20 protein-coding genes and 1 pseudogene are annotated in these 19,841 nt (G+C 69.6%); 8 read left to right on the top strand and 13 right to left on the bottom strand.

Annotated features, from left to right (window positions below; all coding sequences use genetic code 11):
* Nucleotides 1-43: 43 nt before the first annotated feature.
* From ATK30_RS43115 to ATK30_RS43100, 4 genes are all read right to left on the bottom strand, one after another.
* The gene (locus ATK30_RS43115; protein WP_101440410.1) at nt 44-1,327 is read right to left on the bottom strand and encodes an ABC transporter substrate-binding protein; all 1,284 of its coding nucleotides are present in this window, start codon (nt 1,325-1,327) and stop codon (nt 44-46) included.
* Between the two features lie 38 nt (nt 1,328-1,365).
* Nucleotides 1,366-2,193, bottom strand: a complete 828-nt coding sequence (locus tag ATK30_RS43110) for a carbohydrate ABC transporter permease (protein WP_101440409.1) — start codon at nt 2,191-2,193, stop codon at nt 1,366-1,368.
* Nucleotides 2,194-2,196: 3 nt separating this feature from the next.
* On the bottom strand, nt 2,197-3,045 hold the full coding sequence (locus ATK30_RS43105) for a carbohydrate ABC transporter permease (RefSeq protein ID WP_167442096.1): 849 nt from the start codon (nt 3,043-3,045) through the stop codon (nt 2,197-2,199).
* A 100-nt stretch (nt 3,046-3,145) separates the two neighbouring features.
* Nucleotides 3,146-4,174 carry a LacI family DNA-binding transcriptional regulator gene (locus tag ATK30_RS43100; protein ID WP_101440407.1) on the bottom strand — a complete coding sequence of 343 codons (1,029 nt, stop codon included), beginning with the start codon at nt 4,172-4,174 and terminating at the stop codon, nt 3,146-3,148.
* Nucleotides 4,175-4,554: 380 nt separating this feature from the next.
* Here ATK30_RS43100 and ATK30_RS43095 point away from each other — a divergent pair, with 380 nt between their 5' ends.
* Nucleotides 4,555-4,881, top strand: a complete 327-nt coding sequence (locus ATK30_RS43095) for a putative quinol monooxygenase (protein WP_101440406.1) — start codon at nt 4,555-4,557, stop codon at nt 4,879-4,881.
* Nucleotides 4,882-4,925: 44 nt separating this feature from the next.
* Here the strand turns inward: ATK30_RS43095 and ATK30_RS43090 are convergent.
* Nucleotides 4,926-5,207: pseudogene (locus tag ATK30_RS43090) on the bottom strand (amidohydrolase family protein); the annotation flags it as partial.
* A gap of 77 nt (nt 5,208-5,284) precedes the next feature.
* Here ATK30_RS43090 and ATK30_RS43085 point away from each other — a divergent pair.
* On the top strand, nt 5,285-5,620 hold the full coding sequence (locus ATK30_RS43085) for a helix-turn-helix domain-containing protein (RefSeq protein ID WP_208637581.1): 336 nt from the start codon (nt 5,285-5,287) through the stop codon (nt 5,618-5,620).
* 10 nt (nt 5,621-5,630) lie between these two features.
* Here the strand turns inward: ATK30_RS43085 and ATK30_RS43080 are convergent, their stop codons facing one another.
* Nucleotides 5,631-6,656: a LacI family DNA-binding transcriptional regulator gene (locus ATK30_RS43080; protein WP_167442095.1), complete on the bottom strand. Its 1,026-nt coding sequence runs from the start codon at nt 6,654-6,656 to the stop codon at nt 5,631-5,633.
* A gap of 138 nt (nt 6,657-6,794) precedes the next feature.
* On the opposite strand from ATK30_RS43080, the gene ATK30_RS43075 reads away from it, so the two are divergent.
* Genes ATK30_RS43075 through ATK30_RS43065 form a run of 3 tightly spaced genes read left to right on the top strand, consistent with a single transcriptional unit; the run spans nt 6,795 to nt 11,802 of the window.
* Nucleotides 6,795-8,132: an MFS transporter gene (locus tag ATK30_RS43075; protein ID WP_208637580.1), complete on the top strand. Its 1,338-nt coding sequence runs from the start codon at nt 6,795-6,797 to the stop codon at nt 8,130-8,132.
* A 26-nt stretch (nt 8,133-8,158) separates the two neighbouring features.
* The gene (locus ATK30_RS43070) at nt 8,159-10,216 is read left to right on the top strand and encodes a hydantoinase/oxoprolinase family protein (RefSeq protein ID WP_101440401.1); all 2,058 of its coding nucleotides are present in this window, start codon (nt 8,159-8,161) and stop codon (nt 10,214-10,216) included.
* Nucleotides 10,213-11,802: a hydantoinase B/oxoprolinase family protein gene (locus ATK30_RS43065; RefSeq protein ID WP_101440400.1), complete on the top strand. Its 1,590-nt coding sequence runs from the start codon at nt 10,213-10,215 to the stop codon at nt 11,800-11,802. Before ATK30_RS43070 ends, ATK30_RS43065 begins: the two co-directional genes overlap by 4 nt.
* A gap of 12 nt (nt 11,803-11,814) precedes the next feature.
* Here the strand turns inward: ATK30_RS43065 and ATK30_RS43060 are convergent, their stop codons facing one another.
* Nucleotides 11,815-12,225: an NUDIX hydrolase gene (locus tag ATK30_RS43060; protein ID WP_101440399.1), complete on the bottom strand. Its 411-nt coding sequence runs from the start codon at nt 12,223-12,225 to the stop codon at nt 11,815-11,817.
* An 86-nt stretch (nt 12,226-12,311) separates the two neighbouring features.
* Between ATK30_RS43060 and ATK30_RS43055 the strand changes: the two genes are divergently transcribed.
* Nucleotides 12,312-12,812, top strand: a complete 501-nt coding sequence (locus ATK30_RS43055; protein ID WP_244194899.1) for an HAD domain-containing protein — start codon at nt 12,312-12,314, stop codon at nt 12,810-12,812.
* A gap of 4 nt (nt 12,813-12,816) precedes the next feature.
* Here the strand turns inward: ATK30_RS43055 and ATK30_RS43050 are convergent, their stop codons facing one another.
* Nucleotides 12,817-13,515 carry an endonuclease V gene (locus tag ATK30_RS43050; protein ID WP_101440397.1) on the bottom strand — a complete coding sequence of 233 codons (699 nt, stop codon included), beginning with the start codon at nt 13,513-13,515 and terminating at the stop codon, nt 12,817-12,819.
* A 157-nt stretch (nt 13,516-13,672) separates the two neighbouring features.
* Here ATK30_RS43050 and ATK30_RS43045 point away from each other — a divergent pair, with 157 nt between their 5' ends.
* Entirely contained in the window at nt 13,673-14,458 is a 786-nt protein-coding gene (locus tag ATK30_RS43045) for a BPL-N domain-containing protein (RefSeq protein WP_167442094.1), read from the top strand.
* A gap of 93 nt (nt 14,459-14,551) precedes the next feature.
* On the opposite strand, the gene ATK30_RS43040 is transcribed toward ATK30_RS43045, so the two are convergent.
* The 4 genes from ATK30_RS43040 to ATK30_RS43025 all read right to left on the bottom strand — a co-directional run bounded on the left by ATK30_RS43040 (nt 14,552) and on the right by ATK30_RS43025 (nt 18,316).
* Nucleotides 14,552-15,109 carry a hypothetical protein gene (locus ATK30_RS43040; RefSeq protein ID WP_101440396.1) on the bottom strand — a complete coding sequence of 186 codons (558 nt, stop codon included), beginning with the start codon at nt 15,107-15,109 and terminating at the stop codon, nt 14,552-14,554.
* 94 nt (nt 15,110-15,203) lie between these two features.
* Nucleotides 15,204-16,352: a sulfotransferase family protein gene (locus ATK30_RS43035; RefSeq protein ID WP_101440395.1), complete on the bottom strand. Its 1,149-nt coding sequence runs from the start codon at nt 16,350-16,352 to the stop codon at nt 15,204-15,206.
* 10 nt (nt 16,353-16,362) lie between these two features.
* Nucleotides 16,363-17,142 (bottom strand): SDR family oxidoreductase, encoded by a 780-nt coding sequence (locus ATK30_RS43030; RefSeq protein WP_101440394.1) that lies wholly within the window; start codon nt 17,140-17,142, stop codon nt 16,363-16,365.
* Nucleotides 17,143-17,146: 4 nt separating this feature from the next.
* Nucleotides 17,147-18,316, bottom strand: coding sequence for a DUF1214 domain-containing protein (locus ATK30_RS43025; protein ID WP_101440393.1), 1,170 nt, complete (start codon nt 18,314-18,316; stop codon nt 17,147-17,149).
* A gap of 87 nt (nt 18,317-18,403) precedes the next feature.
* On the opposite strand from ATK30_RS43025, the gene ATK30_RS43020 reads away from it, so the two are divergent.
* Nucleotides 18,404-19,291: a helix-turn-helix domain-containing protein gene (locus ATK30_RS43020; protein ID WP_101440392.1), complete on the top strand. Its 888-nt coding sequence runs from the start codon at nt 18,404-18,406 to the stop codon at nt 19,289-19,291.
* A gap of 42 nt (nt 19,292-19,333) precedes the next feature.
* Here the strand turns inward: ATK30_RS43020 and ATK30_RS43015 are convergent, their stop codons facing one another.
* Nucleotides 19,334-19,807, bottom strand: coding sequence for a nuclear transport factor 2 family protein (locus ATK30_RS43015; RefSeq protein WP_101440391.1), 474 nt, complete (start codon nt 19,805-19,807; stop codon nt 19,334-19,336).
* Between the last annotated feature and the right edge of the window lie 34 nt (nt 19,808-19,841).

Raw genomic sequence — 19,841 nt, 5'->3', positions numbered from 1 at the left:
TTGTGCGCCGGGACCGGACCAGCGCCCGGTCCCGGCGCGGCAGTCACTTGCCGACGCTCTTCCAGCCGTCCTTCAGCTGCTGCGCCAGCGTGTTCGCGTCGATCTGGTTCGCCAGGAAGCGCTGGTAGGCGGGCGTCGCGACAGTGTCCTTCCACTGCGCGTACTTGCCGGCGAACAGATACGGCGCCGAGGTCAGGTACTTGCCCGACGCCAGGATGGTGCTCCAGCCCTTCTTGGCGCTGAGCTTCTTGTCGAGCGCCTCGCGAGCGGAGTTGCTCGCCGGGATCAGCGTGTCGGCCTCGTTGAGCGCGGCGAGGTTCTCGGTGCTGGTGAAGAAGTCCAGGAACTTCGCGGCCTGCTCGACGTGCTTGGAGTCCTTGTTGACCGAGAGCGTCTGCGGGTTCGCGGCCTGCGCCGGTCCGGCCGGGCCGGCGATCGGCGGCAGCGCGATCCAGTCGAGGTCCTTCGGCGCGTCCTTCTCGATGTTCGCCGCCTGGTACGAGCCCTGCACGGTCATCGCGACCTGGCCCGCGTAGAACGGGGCCAGCGCCTTGCCGCCGGACTGGGTGAGCGTCACCGGCAGGATCGAGTGGTCGGTCGCGTTCATGTCGTGCACCAGCTGCGGCAGCGCCATTTCGCCCTGGCCGATGCTGATCTGCGCCTGGTCGCCGGTGCCCTCGAAGTACTTGCCGCCGAACCCCGGCGCCATCGCCACGAACGTCGCGGTCGGGCTCGACAGGCCCCAGCCGAGGCCGTACTTGCCGTCCTTCGTGGCGGTCTTGGCCATCTGGCGCAGCTGGTCCCAGGTCATCGTGTCGCCGGTCGGGATCCGCGCGCCGGACTGCTCCAGCAGTTTCTTGTTCGCGAAGACCACATAGGACTGCAGCTCGGTCGGGTAGGCGACGACCTTGCCGCCCACGGTCACCGAGTCGAGCACGCCCTTCGGGATGTCGGCCCGCTTCTGCTCGGACAGGTAAGGGGAGAGGTCGGCGAGGTAGCCGTCGGTCGCGAACGGCCCGATCCCGGCGGCCTCGTAGTGCACGATGTCCGGTGCGGTGCCCGCGTTGAACTGGGTGATCAGCTTGTCGTAGGCGCTGTCCCAGCCGGCTTGGACGACCTTCACCTGAGTCTCGGGATGCGCCTGGTTCCACTGCCCGACGATCTTGTTCGTGGCGGTGATCGCGGCGGGCTGGTCGGACAGGGACTGGAAGGTGAGGGTGACCGGACCGCCGTTCCCGCTGTCCCCGCCGCTGCCGCCGCCGCACGCGGCGGCGAGCAAGCTGGTGAGGGCGAGGCTGGCGGCGGCTGCCGCGCGTCGTGTCTTCATCGACCGACCTTTCGAAGGGGTTTCCGATGGGGTGGGGCTCATCCCTTCACCGCCCCGGCCATGAGGCCGCCGGTGAGTTTCTTCCGCAGGAGGCTGAAGAAGGCGATGCTCGGGATCGCCGCGAGCACGGCGCCCGCGGCCAGCGGGCCGAGGGCGACCTTGCCCTCGCCGCCGATGAACATGGTGAGCGTGATCGGCAGGGTGTAGTTCTCCGGCGTCTGCAGCAGCACCAGCGCGAAGAAGAACTCGTTCCACGACGACACGAAGCTGAACATCGCCGTCGCGACCACGCCCGGGGCCAGCAGCGGGAACACGATGGTGCGCAGCACGGTGAACCGGTTCGCGCCGTCCATCGCCCCGGCCTCCTCCAGCTCGACCGGGATCGCGGCGACGTAGCCCTGCAGCATCCACAGCGCGAACGGGAGGATGTAGGTGGTGTGCACGAGCGTCAGCCCGACGAGGCTGTCGGCGAGGCCGAGCGTCCGCAGCACGAGGAACAGCGGCAGGATCACCAGCACCACCGGGAACACCTGGCTGACGAGGATCCAGGTGACGCCCGCGATGCGCAGCTTGCCCTTGAGCCGGGCCAGCACGTAGGCCGCGGGCACCGAGATCAGGATCGCCAGCACGGTGCTGGCCAGCGCGACCAACAGGCTGTTGAGCGCCGAGTGCAGCAGGCCCTGCCGGGAAAGCGCTTCGCCGTAGTTGTCCCAATGCCAGTCGCTCGGGATCAGGTTGACCGACAGCGAGTTCAGCTCCGCCGACGACTTGACCGACGCGGAAATGAGCCACAGCAGCGGGAAACCGAGGAACAGCAGGTACAGCACGAGAGCCAGGTACTGCGCGGGGCGTACGGACCAGCGCATCGATCACCGCCCCCTTTCCGGGCGGTCGCCGCGGAACTGCGACCGCAGGTAGATCGCGAGCAGCGCGACGACCACGAGGACGAGGACCAGCCCCATCGCGGCGGCGTAGCCGATCTCGCGGTTCTTGAACGCTTCGAGGTAGACGAACAGCACCGGGACCATGGTCTTGCCGCCCGGGCCGCCCGCGGTGAGCACGTAAACGAGCGAGAAGGAATTGAAATTCCAGATAAAGTTCAGCGATGTGATGGAACTGACAATCGGGCGCATGCTCGGCCAGGTCACCGCGGTGAATCGGCGCCACGCCCCGGCTCCGTCCACCGCCGCCGCTTCGTGCAGTTCGGCGGGAATCTGTTGCAGGCCAGCCAGAAGCGTCACGGTGGTCTGCGGCATGCCGACCCATACGCCGACTACGATCACTGCGGGCAACGCGGTGGTGAAATCGCCGAGCCAGTTGATTCCGTCCGGCAGTCCGATGCTGCCGAGGAAGGCGTTGAGCGGACCGCCGTTGGCCGAATAAATCATTTGCCACATAATCGCGACGACCACCGGCGGCATCGCCCACGGAATGAGCGCGAGCACTCGCGTGAGGCCCTGCAGTTTGAGCCCGGAGTTGAGCAGCAACGCCAGGCCCATCGCGGCGGCCAGCTGCAGGACGGTCACGCCGACCGTCCAGATCAGACCGATCCGCAGCGAGTCCCAGAAAAGCGAGTTCCCGCCGAGGCGGACGAAGTTGTCGATCCCGGCGAAGCCGAAGTCCGGATGCCGCACCAGCCGGGTGTCGGTGAACGCCAGCGCGATGCCGATCACCAGCGGAGCCACGGACAGCACCAGGATCGGGATCAGCGACGGCATCACCAGCGCGATCGCCTCGCGCCGGCGAGTGCGGGCCAGCGTGGTCTTCTTCGGGCGCGGCGGGGAGCGGGGGCGACCCGCCGCGGCTGCGTCGCGGTGGTCATTCCGCGTCCTCTCCGTTCTGGTCCACAGTGGACTCCCGGACGAACAGCTCGGTGCCGACGGAGATCTGCTGCGCGGGGGCGTCCGCGTCCTCGGTCAGCCCGAGCATCAGCCGGGCGGCGGCGCGCCCGCGCTCGGCCGAGCCGAGGGACACGCTGGTCAGCCGGGGGAGGAAAACCTGCCCGAGTTCGGTGTCGTCCATCCCGGTGACGGCGACGTCGCGCGGGACGGACAGGCCCCGCTCCCGGGCGGCGCGGACGGCCCCGATGGCGAGCAGGTCGTTGGCCGCCACGATGGCGTCCGGCCGGTGCGGACGGTCGAGCAGCTTCCGGGCGGCTTCGATCCCCGCCGCGACCGTGAAATCGGCGGCGACCTCGACGTCCGTTCCTTCGGCGGAGAAGTCCTTCGCGGACACCGCCTCGTCGAAACCACGTTGCCGCGAAGAGCCCGGGGTGGTGTCGAGCGGCCCGTTGAGGAAGCCGATCCGGCGGCGGCCGAGCGACACCACGTGCCGCACCGCCGCGCCGATCCCAGCCGCGGAATCGGTGGAGACCGAACTGATCCCGCGGTCGCTCATCGCCCGGCCGATCACCACGACCGGCACCGGGGCCTGGCCGATCTGCTCGATCAGCTCGTCGTCGGTGCGCAGCGGGATGACGATCATGCCGTCGACGAACCCGCCGTGCAGGCTGTGGATCAGCTCGGCGGTCGACGTCGCGGTGTCCCCGGTGGACATCACCACGACCCGGTATCCGTGCGGTGCGAGAACTTCGTGGATGCCGCGCATGATCTCGACGTAGACCGGGTTGCCGATGTCCGCGACCGCGAAGGCGATCTGCGACGTCTTCTTCAACCGCAACGACCGCCCGATCGCGTCCGCGCTGTACCCGAGTTCCGCCGCGGCGGCGCGCACGCGCTCGACCATCGCCTTGCTCGCGCCGGTCCCGTGCAGCGCGCGCGAGGTCGAGGCCAGCGACACGCCGGCGCGCTCGGCCACCTGGATCAGCGTGGCTCGGGTTGACGTCATCGTCCCTCCCAGTCGGACACAGCGGTACGGAAACCGCTGTTGGAAACGTTTCCAAGCTACGCGCTGGATGGTTTGGAAACGTTTCCAAGCGGTGTCGGAATCATGTCACCCGGATGGCGGACGTGTCAACGGAGCCGCCGCGAGGGCGGGGATCCGTGACGTCAGCGTGACGTCCGCTGGCTCAGGGGTCCGCGGTCCGGATCGGTCAGCCACTCGCGGCGCGGTTCCGATCAGCAGTGCTCCCGCGCCGCGGCCGTGCTGGTGGTCGCGGCCGGAGGTTCGGTGCTGTGCGTGCGACCGTTCTCGATCGTCAAGACGGGAGGCTCGACGGCCGCGCAGAGACACTGCGGGCTCAAGGAGGTTGCTGCGATACTGGGGGCATGATCTTGATCGTCCTCAAAGCACAGATCCGCCCCGAGAAGCGCGGCGAGTGGCTCGAAGGCATCCAGCGCTACACCGAGCAGGTGCGCAGCGAACCGGGCAATGTCTCGTTCGACTACTACCAGAACGGCGGCGACGAGAACGAATTCGTCATCGTCGAGGTCTTCGCCGACAGCGCCGCTGGGGACGCGCACGTCGCCACCGCGCACGCGCAGGAGTTCTTCCCGTTCATGGCGACGGTCGTGGCGAAGAAGCCTCAGATCAACTACCAGAACCTCGACGGCGAGGCCTGGTCGGAAATGGCCGAGGTCACCCCGGTCGAGTAGCGGCGGACCTGGCCGGGGCCGCGAACACCGCCCCGGCCACGCGGTTACCGCTGGTGCACGATCCGCCCGTCCAGCACCGTGGTGGTCACGTGGACCTCGCCGAAGTTCTCCGGTCGGGTCTGTTCGAGGTCCGCGTCCAGCACTACGACGTCGCCGAGTTTTCCCGGAGTGAGCGAGCCGATCCGGTCCTCCATGCCGAGCGTGTACGCCGCGTCGAGCGTGTGCGCTCGCAGTGCCTCCTGGAGCGAGATTGCTTGCTCCGCACCGATGTCCGCGCCTTCACGGGTCTGCCGGAGCATCGCGTTCGCGATCGTGTGCAGCGGCTTGAAGACCCCGTGCCGCGGCGGTACTGCCCGCTGCGGCCGGGCTCGGTGCGCGGATCCGGGCTAGTGCCGCGGACGTCGTGCCCGCCGACTCGTCCTATGTGGACGCTGAGCAGGCGTCGTCGTGGGGGCTGCTGCGGGAGGCGTTGCGCCCGGCGGCACTGGCCCCGTTCACGACCGCGGTGCTCGGGGCGTTGCGCGAACACGATCGCCGCACCGGCAGCGAGCTGGTGCCGACGCTCCGGCGCTACCTCGACGCGGACGGCAATCTGGAAACGGCCGCGCGGGAGCTGGGGGTGCATCGGAATACCGTGCGGACCCGGTTGCGGACCGCGGAGCGGGTGTCCCGGCGGCGGCTTGACCGGCCGCGGGACCGGTTGGAGTTGTGGCTGGCGCTCTCGGCGGAAGATCTCTGACCGGCGTGGGTCACTTTCGCCGCTGGGTTGATTCCCGCAGCCGCAGTTCCGGAGTCAGGAACACCGGCCTGTCAGGCGTTTCCGCGCCGGACAGCCGCGCCAGCATCAGTTCGACGGCGCGTTCGGCCAGAGCTTCGTGGGTCAGGTCCATCGCGGTGATCGGCGGGATGCTCGTGCGCGCGTGCTCGCTGTCGGTCAGCGCCGCGAGCAGCAGATCGTCCGGGACGCGCAAGCCCTGTGCCGCGGCGGATTCGGCGATGAGCGGGGCGAAATCGCTTGTCGCGACGACGATCGCGTCCGGCCGGTCCGGGCCGGACAGCAAGGGCTGCACCAGTTCGGGCACGTCGCCCGGGGTCAGGCCCTCGCTGAGCAACGCGGTCCGCGGCGGCAGCGCGCGCCGCTCGCACCAGGCGAGATACGTTTCGCGCGGCCGCCGGTTCCAGGCGTTGTCCTCGGTGCCGGACAGCAGCAGCACGTCGCGTGCGCCCTGGTCGTGGAGATGGTCCAGCAGCGCCTCGACCACCGGCGGATAGTCCAGCCGCACCGCCCACGGCAGGTCCGGCTGTTCCGGGTCCTCCTCGACGGTCACGACGGGCAGGCCGCGGCCGACCAGTTCGGCGAGCGCGGTGTCGCCGCCGTAAGGGTGGGCGACGATGCAGCCGTCCATCGGCACGCTCGCCACCGCCGGGTCGTGCAGGTCGGGCACGTGGATCAACCCGGTTTTGCGGCGCAGCATCTCGGTCGCGATCGACCCGACGAGCCGGTTGAACGTTTCGGCCCGGTCGGGCGTGCCGGCCACCGCGTAGCGCGGTCGCAGGATGAGCCCGACCAGCCCGGACCGGCCGGTGCGCAGCGAGCGCGCGTTCGGGTTCGGGTCGTAGCCCAGCTCCGCGGCGGCCTCGCGGACCCGCGCCGTGGTCGCCGCCGAAATGGGCCTGCGCCCGGAAAGCGCGTGCGAAACCGTGCTGATCGAGACCCCGGCGCGCTCGGCGACCTCCCGGATCGTCACCGGTCGTTTGCCCGCCTCGCCGCCCACCGTGGTTCCCCTTCGTCCTGCCTCCGGACGGCCCAGTATCGCCCACCGGCCGGCGGAGGAGGTCTTGACACCGCGGCGGCGCGCGGGTTTGATGCCGCGAAAGCTCATCAAAACGTTTTGATGATGATAGGAGGCGCCATGGCCGCCCCGCACGAGCCCGCCCCGCCCACCACCACCGCCGCGCCGACCGTCGGCGACGTCTGCACCGGGATGCGGCTGACCCGACGGCATTGGCTCGCCGGATCAGTGCTGTTCTTCGCGTTCGTCGTCGAAGCCTGGGAACAGGTCGGGCTGGTGTACGTTTCGAACGGGATCGCCGGCGAATTCGGCGTGGACAACACGAAACTGGGCTGGGCGCTGTCCGCGGTCGCGTTCGGCATGGTGCCCGGCGCGCTGCTGTGGGGCGGGCTGATCGACCGGCTCGGCCGCCGCCGCGTGACGGTCGCGAGCCTGCTGATCTACGCGGTGCTCGCGCTGGCCGCCGGGCTTTCGCCGGCGTTCTGGCCGTTTGTCGTGCTGCGGTTTCTGTCCGGCGTGGCGTTCGGCGGGGTCTACGCGGTCACGTTCCCGTACTTCCTCGAACTTCTGCCTACCGCTCGCCGCGGCCAGGGCGCGGTCGCGCTCAGCATCGGGTTTCCCATCGGCACGCTGCTGTGCATCGGCGTGAGCCAGTCGCTCGGCATGATCAGTTGGCGAGCCGTCGCCGTTGTCGCCGCGCTGGCCGGGCTGTGGGCGTTCGCCGTGCTTCGCTGGGTGCCCGAATCGCCGTACTGGCTCGCGCGGCGCGGCCGGCACGCGGAAGCCGCCGCCGTGCTGCGTGGTCTCGGCGCGGAAATCCCCGCCAGCACAACGTTTTCCGTCGAGGACGCCGACCGCAAGGCAGGCGCGGTGCGCAACCTGTTCCGCTCGCCGGTGCGGCGTCGGTTCCTGCCGATGCTGCTCACGTCGTTCACTTTCAGCTGGGGTTACTGGGGATTGCAGACCTGGCTGCCGGTCCTGCTGCAGAACCGCGGGCTGAGCGTGTCCGGCGCGCTGTGGTTCGTCGCGGTGACCCAGGTCGTGTCCGTTCCCGGCTACCTGCTCGCCGCGTGGCTGACCCGCCGCCACGGGCGCAAGCGGATCTTCCTGCTGTTCGCGCTGGCCTCGGCGATCGGCGGCGTCCTCTTCGGACTCGCCACCGGTTCCGCGCAGCTGTACGCGGGGAACCTGATCCTCGCGTTCTTCTCGCTCGGCGCCTGGGGCATCTGGAACACCTGGTCGGCCGAGGTGCTGCCGACCGGGCTGCGCGGCGTCGGCTACTCCTGGTCCACCTCGGCGATCCTGCTGGCGAACACCGTTTCGGTCCCGGTGATCGGCGCGATGATGGACCACGGCGTGGCGTCCTCGCTGACCGTCGCGTCGATCATGGCCTTCCTCGTCGTCGCCCTGCTGGCCGTTCTGCCGTTGCCCGAGACCGAGGGTCGCGCGCTCACCTGATTTCCCTTATCCGACAAGGAGTTCTCATGACCTACCGGGTCGCCATGGACATCGGCGGCACCTTCACCGACGTGGTCGTCCACGACGGCGCGACGCAGCGGCTGCGCGCGGGCAAGGTGCTCACCACGCCCGACGACCTCGCGCGCGGCGTTTTCGGTGCGCTCGAAGGATTCGACCTGCCGTTCGCGGAGATCGAGTTCTTCGTGCACGGCACCACGCAAGGACTGAACGCCCTGCTCGAGCGGCGCGGCGCGAACGTGCTGATCCTGACCACGAAGGGGATCGGCGACGTCTACCGGATCGCGCGCGGCAACCGGAACCGGCTGTTCGACCTGCACTACCGCAAGCCCGCGCCGCTCGTCGGGCCCGAAGCGGTCGCGGAGGTCGCCGGACGGCTCGACGCCACCGGCGCGGAACTCGAACCGCTCGACGAGGACGCGGTGCGGCTGGTCGCGAAACGCGTGCGCGAAGAGGGTTTCGAGGCCGTCGCGGTGTGTTTCCTGTTTTCCTATTTGGACTCGGGACACGAACGCCGAGCGGGAGAGGTCCTGCGCGACGAACTCGGCGACGACGCGCTGGTCGTGCTCTCCCACGAGGTCGCGCCGGAATGGCGGGAGTACGAGCGTACGTCGACCGCGGTGCTCGAGGCCTACACCGGTCCGTCGGTGCACCGCTACCTCGACCGCATCGAAGCGCGGTTCACCGAGAAGGGCCTGCACGTCCCGGTGCATGTCATGCAGTCGTCCGGCGGCCTGGTCAACGCCGGTTTCGCGCGGCGGCATCCGTTGCAGACGCTGCTGTCCGGCCCGGTCGGCGGCACGATGGGCGGCGTCGCGGCGGCGAAGCTGCTCGGCCGTCCCGACCTGATCTGCGTCGACATGGGCGGGACCTCGTTCGACGTCTCCCTGGTGATGGACTACGCCGCCGACGTTTCGCCGGACGGCGAGGCGGAAGGTTTCCCGCTGCTGATGCCGCTGGTCAACCTGCACACCGTCGGCGCGGGCGGCGGCTCGCTCGCCTACGCCGAGGGCGACGCGCTGCGGGTCGGTCCCGAGTCGGCGGGTGCGGTGCCCGGCCCGGCGTGCTACGGCCGGGGCGGCACGCAGGCGACGGTCACCGACGCGAACTGCGTGCTCGGCCGGGTCGATCCCGAGTCGTTCGCCGGCGGCGGCATGCCGCTCGATTTGGACGCCGCGCGCACGGCCGTCTCGACGCTGGCGGAGCGGCTCAGCATGGACCCGGTCGAACTGGCGTCCGGCATCTGCGACGTCGGCAACGCGAAGATGGCGCAGGCGATCCGCACCCTGACCGTCGAGCACGGCCGGGAGCCGGGCCAGTTCGCGCTGCTCGCGTTCGGCGGCGCGGGACCGATGCACGCGGTGTTCATCGCGCAGGAAATCGGCATCACCGAGGTGATCGTCCCGCGGTTCCCGGGCGCGTTCTCGGCGTGGGGCATGCTCGAAGCCGACGTCCGGCGGGACTTCACCATGCAGTTCTTCGCCAACGGAGCCGAGCTCGACACCCGCGCCCTGCGCACGGCACTTGACTCGCTGCGTGATCAAGCGCTGGAAGCGTTGCGGGAACAGGGAATCCCCGAAGATCGCCGGTCGGTGACGCACGGCGTCGACATGCGCTACGAAAGCCAGGACTACACCCTGACCGTGCCGATCCTGGACGACGACCCGGTCGACAGCCCCGAGTTCCTGCCCGCGGTCGAGGCCAGGTTCGCCGAGATCCACCACCAGCGCTACGGCCACGCCACCCCGGGCGCACCGGTGCAGTTCGTCGCGCTCCGCACCACCGGCCACGGCCTCGTCGATCGTGCCGCAGCGTCCGCCGAAACGAGCGCCGATCGACCGGAGCCGGTCGTCCGCGACGTCGTTTTCGCCGGACAGCCCGTGCCCACCACGATCGTGGCGCGCGCCTCGCTCGCCCCCGGCAGCCGGTTGTCCGGACCCGCGATCGTGCACGAGGAAACCGCCACGACGGTCGTCCCGCCGGAGGGCGAACTCGCCGTCGACGACCACGGCTTCCTGGTCGTCACCCTCGCGGCCGCCGATCACCTGCAGGAGGAGCACGCGTGAGCATCAGCCCCGTCACCACCGAAATCATCCGCTCGGCGCTGATCCAGGCGGCCGAGGACATGAACATGACGCTGATCCGGTCGTCCTACACGCCGACGATCTACGAGGGCAAGGACTGCGCCGTCGCGCTGCTGGACCGGAACCACCGCGTCCTCGGCCAGTCGTCGGGGCTGCCGATTTTCCTGGGGAACCTGGAGATCTGCACGAGCCACACCGAGGACCTGTTCGGCGCGGACGTCTGGCAGCCGGGCGACGTGTGGGTGCTCAACGATTCCTACATCGGCGGCACGCACCTCAACGACTGCACGGTGTATGCGCCGATCTTCGTCGGCGACGAGTTGGTCGGCTTCGCGGCTTCGCGCGCGCATTGGATCGACATGGGTTCTAAGGACCCCGGCGGTTCGATGGATTCCACGAACATCTACCAAGAGGGCCTCCGGATGGGGCCCACGCGGATCGTCGCGGGCGGGGTCGAATGCGCCGATATCCTGCGGCTGATCGAGACGAACGTGCGATTCCCGTACGTGACCCTCGGCGACATGCGCGCGCAGATCGCCTGTGCGCGGATGGGCGTGCGGCGGCTCGGCGAACTGTTTGCCCGCTACGGCGCGGAAACTGTCGACGCCGCGCGCGAGCAGATCTTCGCCCAGACCGAACGGCTGGAGCGCGAGCGGATCGCGGCGATCCCGGACGGCGAGTACGAGGCGACGGGCTATCTGGACAACGACGCGATCGACCCGGACACGCCGCTGAAGGTGCGCGTGCGGGTGATCGTCGAGGGCGAGTCGATGACGATCGACCTCACCGACTGCGCCGACCAGGCCACCGGTCCGGTCAACTGCGGCCGCTCCCAGGCGATTTCGGCCGCGCGGGTGGGGTACAAGCTGCTGATCTCGCCGCAGGTGAGCCTGAACGGCGGTTCGTTCGCGCCGCTGGACGTGCAGGTCCGCGACGGGTCGATGCTCGGCGCGCGCGAGCCGGCGGCGTGCCAGTACTACTACTCGAGCCTCGGCATGCTCATCGACCTCGTGGTGGCTGCCCTCGCGCCCGCGATGCCGGACCGCGTCGCCGCGGCCAGCTACGGCGATTCGATGATCGTGCAGTTCGCCGGGGACCACCCGCGGACCGGGGAACCGTTCGTGACGCTGGAAGCGACCGTCGGCGGCTGGGGCGCCTGGGAAGGCGGGGACGGGGAGACGGCGCTGATCAACAACGTGAACGGCTCGCTGCGCGACCTTCCGGTCGAGGTGGTCGAAACGCTGTATCCGGTGCGGGTGAACGAATACCGCATCCGTACCGGTTCCGGCGGCGCGGGCCGCTGGCGCGGGGGCGACGGCGTGATCCGGGAATATGTGATGGAGGCGGATCAGGATCTGTCGCTGTGGTGGGAACGGTCGGTGACGCCCGCGTGGGGTCTTTTCGGCGGATCGTCGGGTGCTCCGCCGCGGGTGGTGCTGAACCCTGGTACGCCGGAGGCTCGGGAGATGTTGAAGGTGAACAGCCTCCGGGTGCGCCGGGGAGATGTGCTGCGCTGCGAGTCCGGCGGGGGAGGGGGATACGGGGTGCCGGAAGCCGCGGGGGCGTAGTTGCTTCGCTGTCTAGTGCGGAGCGTCGGCTAGCAAGCCGGTCTCGCGCAGGTGATCGAAGATGACCTGGTCGACCGGGGACACGCGGCCCCGGTCGGCGTAGGTCAGCCAGACGATCTCCGCGATTTCGCTGCGGGGAGCCAAGGTGCCGCGATAGCCGGCGGTATAGCAGGTCATCCGGACGGCGACGCCCGCGGCGTGGCCGTGCGCTTGGGCTTGGAAGGTGCCGAAATGCCGCGCGCTCTCGAGCGTGATGGCGACGGAGAGTTCCTCGTCGATCTCGCGGACGAGAGTCTGGAGATCGGTCTCGCCGGGTTCGCGCTTGCCGCCGGGGAGGTAGTAGACGTCCTTGCCGCGGGAGCGGGTGCTGAGAATCCTGCCCGCGTCGAAGCGGAGCCAAGCGATCTTGTCGATGACGGTCACCGGGAATCCCTCCGTTCGGTGGTGAACGTAGCTGCCTCGGCGGTGCCCGTTCAACCGGATATGCTGGCCGGACAATGGAATCGACTGTGTCTTCCCTCGGTTGCCGGGTCGGTCGCTGCCCGGTGTTTTTCCTCGATGTCGACGGAACGCTGCTGCCGTACGGTTCCGCGCCGGGTCGCGAGGCCGAGTCGGCTCCTCCGCTGGAGCGGCTCGATCCCCGGTTGGGGATCCGGCTCGCCTCGCTGCCCGCCGAACTGGTGTGGGCGACGACCTGGGGAGACGAAGCCAACACCGAAATCGCGCCGCGGCTCGGCCTGCCGCGGCTGCCGGTCGTGCGCTGGCCGGAGCCCTCGGCGGCGGAGGAACGCGAAGATCGGTGGTTCGGCGTGCACTGGAAGACCCGGGCCCTGGTCGCCTGGGCGGACGGGCGTCCTTTCGTCTGGGCGGACGACGAGATCACCGGCGGCGACCGGGAGTGGGTGCTGGCTCGGCATCCCGGCCGTGCGCTGCTGCACCGCGTGGACCCGGATCGCGGTCTCGCGGAGACGGATTTCGCGGTCCTCCGCGAATGGCTGAGGACGGCCTGAAAACTTAGGCCAGTCCTCGGGATTCGCCTCGGCCGCGAAGAACAGCTTCCGCCAATGCCCGTCGGCACCGGGAGTCCGCTCGACGGGTCGTCTCCGGCAGGCGGTAGCGCGAAGCCAGAGCCAACGTCGCCTCGCACGCCTCGGCCAAGCCGATCCGGTGGCCTACCGAAACGAAGACCGGTTTGACTCCCGTCCGCGTGCGCAGCGCGCGGCCGACAATCTCCGTGCCGTCGAGCAGGGGAGACCAATCGCCGCGCGCGGGGCCGGGCTGGTCGTGCGTGAACGAGAACGGAGTCTTGGCGACCCCGGCTGTCCGGAGGCCGGTGAGGACGCCGAGATGGCTGGCCAAACCCAGACGGCGCGGGTGGGCGATGCCGTAACCGTCGCAGAGGACCAGGTCCGGGCGGTGGCGGAGGGCGGCCAAAGCGTCGAGGACCGGCGGGAGTTCGCGGAAGGCCAGCAAACCGGGGAGGTACGGGAAGCGGACTGTCCCGGCCGCGGTCGTTTCCTCCACTGTCTCGAGAGTGGTGAAGTCGAGGAGCACGGCAGCCGCGACGACGACGTCCCGTTCGTCGTCATAGGCGACGTCGACGCCCGCGACCAGCGCGTCGTCGGAGAGGGCTGGGCCGGTCGGGTCCACGAGGGCGCGCAGGCGGTCTTGTTCGGCGAGGGCGTCAGCCTCGGTGGCGGGCCAGGCGGGCATGGGGTTCCTCAGGCGGGCGGCGCCCGGTCGGTGGCACGATCGACCCGGGGAAGGTCAACGCCGACCTTATCAAGCCCAAACCCTAACTGTTACGAGAAGATAACGGGTAGTGCTAGGGTGCCCGCAGCTGGATCGGCGATCAGAGGAGAGCGAACCCATGTCCAGTACTGCCGTGCCGCGACGACGATTGCTGTGCGGCTTCCTCTCCGCCACCGCGTTGCTGGCCGCGGGGTGCGGCCAGCCGGGAGTCGTGGCGAAGCCTCCGGCGCGCAGTGCGGAAGCGCCGCTCGCGTTGGTTTACAACGGCCCGCAGGGGTGTGCTGATTGCGGCCCCTCGGTGGCTGATCTGCTGCGCCGGGCGCCGCAGCATTACCGGGTCGAGTACGTCGGGCCGGGCACGGGGAAGCCGCTTACCGCGGCGGTGCTGGCGGAAGCGCAGTTGTACGTCCAGCCCGGCGGCGGCCAGGATCTCGACCGGACCTGGCGGGACCTGGACGAGTCCGCGGACGCGGTCCGCGACTGGGTCCGGAATGGCGGCAGCTATCTCGGACTGTGCTTCGGCGGCTACCTGGCGGGGCGTGATCCGGGGTTCGGCCTGCTGCCCGGCGACGCGCACGGGTACGCGGGGACTCCCGGCGCCACGGTTCCGGACGAGCGCGACACCGTCATCGAGGTCAACTGGCGCGGCAAGCCTCGGCATATGTACTTCCAGGACGGGCCCGCGTTCCGGCTGGACGAGGGATCCGGCGCGACGGTGTTGGCGACCTACCCCGACGGGGCCGCCGCGGTGGTCGTCGCCCCGTACGGCAAGGGGCGGGTCGGGGTCAGCGGGCCGCATCCGGAAGCCGACGCCTCCTGGTACGACGAGGAGGGGCTCACCAATCCGGACGGCGTCCAGCCGGACCTGGCCTACGAGCTGATTCAGGCCACCGTCTCCCGGTAGCGAAAGCGGGCGCCGCACTTCCGAGGTGCTGCCCGGCAGGCTGCCAAGTGTGTCTACAGTGGACTGCGCGCCGAAATGCGAGGCGGCCTGGCGTCAGTTCGGCGGCTGCTGAGCCCCCTCGCCCGGCTGGGAATAACCGGGCTGCTCCGGTTGCGGGTAGCCGGACTGAGGCGGCTGCGGCTGACCAGCCTGGGACTGGCCCGGATAGCCCGGTTGCGCGTACCCGGTCTGCGGATACGCGGGCTGGCCGTAGCCGGTCTGCGGAGCGAACCCCGGCTGCCCGGCCGCCGGGTACCCGCCCGGCGCGAAACCGGGCTGCGGCGCGCGGTTGCCCTTCACGACCGCGAGCACGACCAGCAGCCACGACAGCACCTCGAGAAGGCTGAGCGGGATGCTCACGGCGAGGATGATCGTCTGCATCTCGTCGCTGCTCAGGTGATCCGACGCCATCCAGGAAGCCACGTTCGACAGCATGAGCTGCCACGCGATGCCCAGCGCCGTGGTGACGAGCATGACCGCGAAGGCGGCCACCATCATCCCGGAGCCGCCCCGCGAGCGCCGGCCGATCGAGAGGATCAGGCCGAACAGCCCGACGATCAGCAGCAATGCCCGCGGGATGATCTCGAGGATCGTGTACGTGAAGGTCGTCATGCCTGCTCTCCGCTCGAGGAAGGTCAGGCAGATCCTAGGGGGTGGCCCGGTCCCGCGTGGCCGGTTCGGCGAGGAGCCCGGTCTCGAAACGGCTTCAGCTCCGGTGCCCGGCGAACCGCTCGTCGACCTCCTCGGCGGTCAGGCCGAAGTCCGCGAGGTCGTAGCGGTGCCGGGGTTTCGCGTCTCCGCTGCGGCTCCGTTCGTGCAGCGTGGCCATCTTCTCACGCGCTTGCGGGGCGAGGTCGAGGCCGAAGTGCTGGTAGACGCCTTCGACGGTGCCGATCGGATCGGCGACGAAGTCCTCGTGCCGGACGTCGCAGAACTGCGCGGGGTCGTGGCGGGCGCGGGCCGCGGCGAACTGTTCCGCGCCGCGGGCCCAGAGGTCGAGTTGACTGCGCCCGACGACCTCACCGCGGAACGTGTCCGACCAGCCTTCCGAAGCCTGTTCGGTCAGGCTGCAGACCGACGCGATGACGGTGCTGGGCGCGCGATGAGTCTGCACGACCAGCGCGTCCGGATAGGCCTCCAGCAGCGCGTCGAGGGCGAACAGGTGGCTCGGGTTCTTGAGGACCCAGCGGCGGCCGGCGTCGGGCAGGCCGATGAGTTGCAGGTTGCGCCGGTGCCGTTGGTAGGCGTCGGTCCAGTCCTGGCCGTCGAGCCAGCGTGAGTAGCCGGGCACGTGCGCGAGGCATTCGTACGAGACGGATTTCAGCGACTGCCGCAGCAGCTGCCAGCATTCCTCGACCTGGTCGGCGGACATGTGGTGCAGGCCCATGAATTCGGGATGCTCGACGTGATGCTGTTCGTATCCAGCCTGGATCGCTTGGAAGACCGGGTTTTCCGGCCACGTCTCGCGCGGCGGGCGCGGTTGCGGCATTTCGGTCAGCCACACTTCGAGGCCCTGGTGTGCCGGGTCTTCGGTCAGCAGCCGGTGCAGCGCCGTGGTGCCGGTGCGCGGCAGGCCGGTGACGAAGATGGGCCGCTCGATGGGTACGTCGGCGTACTGCGGATTCTGCTTCCACGAGGCTTCGCTGAGCAACCGTGCGACCAACGCGCCGCGCAGGAAAGCGCGGTGGACTTTGTTGCCGTACGGGGTCAAATTGGCTTCGTTCGCATAGGAATCGAGCAGGACGCGCAGACCTTCGAGGTATTCGTCGCCGCCGAAATCGTCGAGGCCGGTGATTTTCGTGGCGGACGCGTGGAGGTCTTCGACCGTGCCGACGCTGTCTCGTCCTGGACGCATGCTCTTCCCCTCAGTGGTGGTATTCGCCGGCGTTGACGTCGAGGCATTGCCCGGTGACGCAGCGGGCGAGCGCGGAGGCGAGGAAGACGACGGTGTCGGCGATCTCGTCCGGTTCCGGGAGGCGGCGCAGGTCGATCGTCTCCGCTGTTTCGGCGTATACCTGCTCCGCGGGCACGCCGCGTTCCTTGGCCAGATAGGCGAAGTACCACTTGAGCGAATCCGCCCAGATGTAGCCAGGGGCAACGGAATTGACCCGGATCCCGCGCGGGCCGAGTTCCGACGCGAGGCTCTGCGCGAGCGCGAGCAAACTCGCCTTCGCCATTTTGTACGCGCCGAAGGTGCGCCGGGAATGCCGCAGCACCGCAGAGTTGATCATCACGACCGAACCGGCGCTCTCGGCGAGCGCTGAGGTGCAGAGCCGGGTCAGCCGGAGCGCGGCCAGCACGTTGGTCTCGAACCCGGCGCGCACCGCATCGAGATCGACCTCGGCGAGGTCGGTGATCGGCGGGATTGCGAAAGCGTTGTTCACCAAGGTGTCCAGCCGCCCGAACTCGTTCAGCGCGGTCTCCACGAGCTTGGCCGCCGAAGCGTCGTCGGTGACGTCGGTGGGCACCGGGACGGCGCGGCGGCCGAGCGCTTCGACCTCGGCGGCGACCTCGGCGAGCCGGGACTCGGTGCGGGCCGCGAGGACCACGTCGGCCCCGGCCGCGGCGGAACGGAGGGCGATGGAGCGGCCGAGTCCCGGTCCGATTCCGGACACGAGAACGACTTTGCCGGTCAGGAGGTCCATCGGTTCAGCCCAGCATCCTGGCCGCGACCGCGGCCTGTCGCGCGGCGATCCGCTGCGCCCATTCCTCCGGGGTCACGCGGGCTTCCCGGTGATACGGCAGCCGGTCCGGGAGTTCGCCGAACTTCACGACCTCGACTTCCGGACCGTCCTCTGTGGTCAGTTCCCGGGACAGCCGCTGCCAGCGGATCTGGACGTAGCCGCGGTCGTGCCCGGTGCGTTCGAGCCAGTTCGCGACGCCCGGGTCGCGTTCGCTGATCACGAACCGCATCTTCCCGTCCGGGTCGACCCGGGCCTGGTCGGCGGTGAGGCTGGTCTGGTGGTGCACGTAGTCCAGTGAGACATACCAGGTGCTGCCGAGCTGGATGCCCTGGTACGGCGCGTCCGAACGCGGCACGGTGACGATCATGACCTCGTCGTCGGCGAGTTCGTAATGCCCGGCCGAGGAGTACTGCGTGGGCAGGCCGCCGGGCGTGCTGCGCGGCTCGGTCATCGTGTTCACCGGCAGGTTCAGGTAGAACCACTTCGGGAAGGCGAGGAACGTCCGCAGCCGGCTGAGCAGGATTTTCCCGGTGACGCCGTACCGTTTCTCCATCGCGGTGCGGGTCAGGGCGGGCGGTGCCTCGCCGGTGGTGTCGGCGCAGCGGAGCTGGATCGTGCCGCGCCGTTCAGTCGCCCAGTCGCTGTAGACCTCGCGGACGACGAGCATCGACGAACCGGGTCCGAGCACGAAATAACCAGGCTCGGGATCGGGTTTCGCCGGGCCGAAGCGGATTTCGAAGGAGCCGTCGGCGGCGATCGGGATGTCGCGGTCGTCGAACGCGGTCATGCTGTCGGGCACCTCGACCGGCGTGTAGTCCCCGTTGAGGACCTGGAAGCTGAGGTCGGCGGTGGTCCCGCGGGTTCCGGTGACGACGTATTCGCGGTCCTCGCGGATGTTCGCGTTGAAGTAGAGGGTGTCCGGGTTGTCCAGGCCCATTTTCGTGTACGGGCCGGTGGACAGGGTGAAGTACGGGAAGTCCCGGTCGTAGGCCCACGCGGTCTGGACTGAGGCCCGGATGCTGCCCGCGAGGTAGTCGTAGCCCTCGACCAGGTCCTGTTCCGTCCGGACGTGCGGGGCCTCGGCAATGATCTTTTCGGCTTCGGCGATCGCGCCGGCGAGCGGTTCGGTCAGCACCGGAGACTCCTCACGCTGGTCCAATTCTGTACCGGGGTGGTACGTTCGGTGTCGATCGAGACTAGAACGCGTTCTAAGGACGGGTCAATGGCGGTTGCTCGGCGCTCGCCGCCGACCGAACGGGTCGTGCGGCTGCTGGACTACTTCGCGGCTCGGCCGGGGCAGCGCTTCGGGCTGTCCGCGCTGGCCCGCGAACTGGACTTGAGCAAGCCGACCTGTCTCGGGATCCTCACCGAGCTGACCGCCGGTGGCTACGTGGTCCGCGACCCCCGGACGACGACGTATCGCCTGGGCCCGGCGATGATCGCGGCCGGACGCGCGGCGGGAGAGGGCTTCGGAGCCAGCGAAATCGCCCGCACCCACCTGGAAGAACTCAGCGCGCGGTACGAGGCGACGTGCACCGCGTCGGCGGTGGTCGACGGGCGCATCCTGATGCTGCAGAGCGCCGGACCGGGCAAGGTGCGGCTCGGCGAGACGTATCCGTTCGCGCCGCCGGTCGGGCTGATGTACGTGCTGTGGGACGCCGACTCCGCCTTCGACGCCTGGCTCGCGACGCCGCCCGCGGTGCCGGTCCGGCTGGACGAGGCGTACCTGCGGCGCGTGGTCGCCGAGTGCCGGGAACACGGCTATCTGGTGGAAAGCCTGACGTCAGCGGGACGGCGGCTCTACACGCTGATGGCGGGCGTGGCGGCGGGGGATCTGCCGCCCGAGGTGCGCGGGCTGGTCGGCGAGCTGGTGTCGAGCCTGGGGGAGCGGGTGTACCTCGGCGCGGACCTCGAACCGCGGAAGAAGCACGCGGTCAGCCTGCTCGCCGCCCCGACTTTCGACGCGGCGGGGCGGCAGGAACTGGTGCTGACCCTGTCGGTCGGCGAACCGATCACCGGCGCGGAAATCGCGCGCCGGGGTGCGGCGCTGGCGGCGGTCGCGGACGCGGTGACCGCCGAGGCGGGCGGAGTGCGTCCTGCTCGGGCGTGAAGGAGCATTGCCCGGAACTCCAGCGGTCCCTGACCGCCGTGGTCAGGCTGGCTGGCCCCACATGTTCGCCGTCAGGTTCCACCCCGGCTGGTCCTTCATCGAGACCAGCGTTTCGTACAGCCGCTCGTACCCGGTGCTGCTGATCCGCCACTCGCCGTCCTCGCGCCGGTACGTGTCCTCGTAGTACGCGGCTCCCTCGATCACCACCCGGTGTTCGGCGACGATCACCTTGTCCTGGAACAGCCACCGGCCGGTCGCCGTGTCGCCGTCGATTTCGATGTCCGGGTGGCCGGCGAAGTGCATCGTCGTGATGCCGGGGCCGACGGCGGTGCGCAGGAACTCCATGAGCGCGTCGCGGTTGTCGAAGTTCAGCGGTTCGCCGTAGGACGGCGTGCCGTAGTGCACGCGGGCGTCGGCGGTCAGCGTCTCCGCCATCTCGTCCCAGCGCTTCAGATCGAGGCAGCGGAGGTAGCGGAATTTCACGCGGCGGATTTCTTCGAGTGCGGCGAGGTCCATGCGCTCAGCGTCCTCCGCCGCTTGACCCTGCGCA

Origin of the sequence: Amycolatopsis echigonensis, assembly GCF_002846615.1 — a bacterium.
Taxonomy (GTDB): domain Bacteria; phylum Actinomycetota; class Actinomycetes; order Mycobacteriales; family Pseudonocardiaceae; genus Amycolatopsis; species Amycolatopsis echigonensis.
This window is presented reverse-complemented; position numbering and strand designations above follow the sequence as displayed.

Coding starts and splice junctions, on each gene's coding strand:
- ATK30_RS43015 (WP_101440391.1), bottom strand. CDS start 19,807: ATGGACCTCGCCGCACTCGAAGAAATCCGCCGCGTGAAATTCCGCTAC.
- ATK30_RS43105 (WP_167442096.1), bottom strand. CDS start 3,045: ATGCCGTCGCTGATCCCGATCCTGGTGCTGTCCGTGGCTCCGCTGGTG.
- ATK30_RS43110 (WP_101440409.1), bottom strand. CDS start 2,193: ATGCGCTGGTCCGTACGCCCCGCGCAGTACCTGGCTCTCGTGCTGTAC.
- ATK30_RS43095 (WP_101440406.1), top strand. CDS start 4,555: ATGATCTTGATCGTCCTCAAAGCACAGATCCGCCCCGAGAAGCGCGGC.
- ATK30_RS43020 (WP_101440392.1), top strand. CDS start 18,404: ATGGCGGTTGCTCGGCGCTCGCCGCCGACCGAACGGGTCGTGCGGCTG.
- ATK30_RS43075 (WP_208637580.1), top strand. CDS start 6,795: ATGGCCGCCCCGCACGAGCCCGCCCCGCCCACCACCACCGCCGCGCCG.
- ATK30_RS43040 (WP_101440396.1), bottom strand. CDS start 15,109: ATGACGACCTTCACGTACACGATCCTCGAGATCATCCCGCGGGCATTG.
- ATK30_RS43115 (WP_101440410.1), bottom strand. CDS start 1,327: ATGAAGACACGACGCGCGGCAGCCGCCGCCAGCCTCGCCCTCACCAGC.
- ATK30_RS43035 (WP_101440395.1), bottom strand. CDS start 16,352: ATGCGTCCAGGACGAGACAGCGTCGGCACGGTCGAAGACCTCCACGCG.
- ATK30_RS43045 (WP_167442094.1), top strand. CDS start 13,673: ATGTCCAGTACTGCCGTGCCGCGACGACGATTGCTGTGCGGCTTCCTC.
- ATK30_RS43050 (WP_101440397.1), bottom strand. CDS start 13,515: ATGCCCGCCTGGCCCGCCACCGAGGCTGACGCCCTCGCCGAACAAGAC.
- ATK30_RS43070 (WP_101440401.1), top strand. CDS start 8,159: ATGACCTACCGGGTCGCCATGGACATCGGCGGCACCTTCACCGACGTG.
- ATK30_RS43030 (WP_101440394.1), bottom strand. CDS start 17,142: ATGGACCTCCTGACCGGCAAAGTCGTTCTCGTGTCCGGAATCGGACCG.
- ATK30_RS43100 (WP_101440407.1), bottom strand. CDS start 4,174: ATGACGTCAACCCGAGCCACGCTGATCCAGGTGGCCGAGCGCGCCGGC.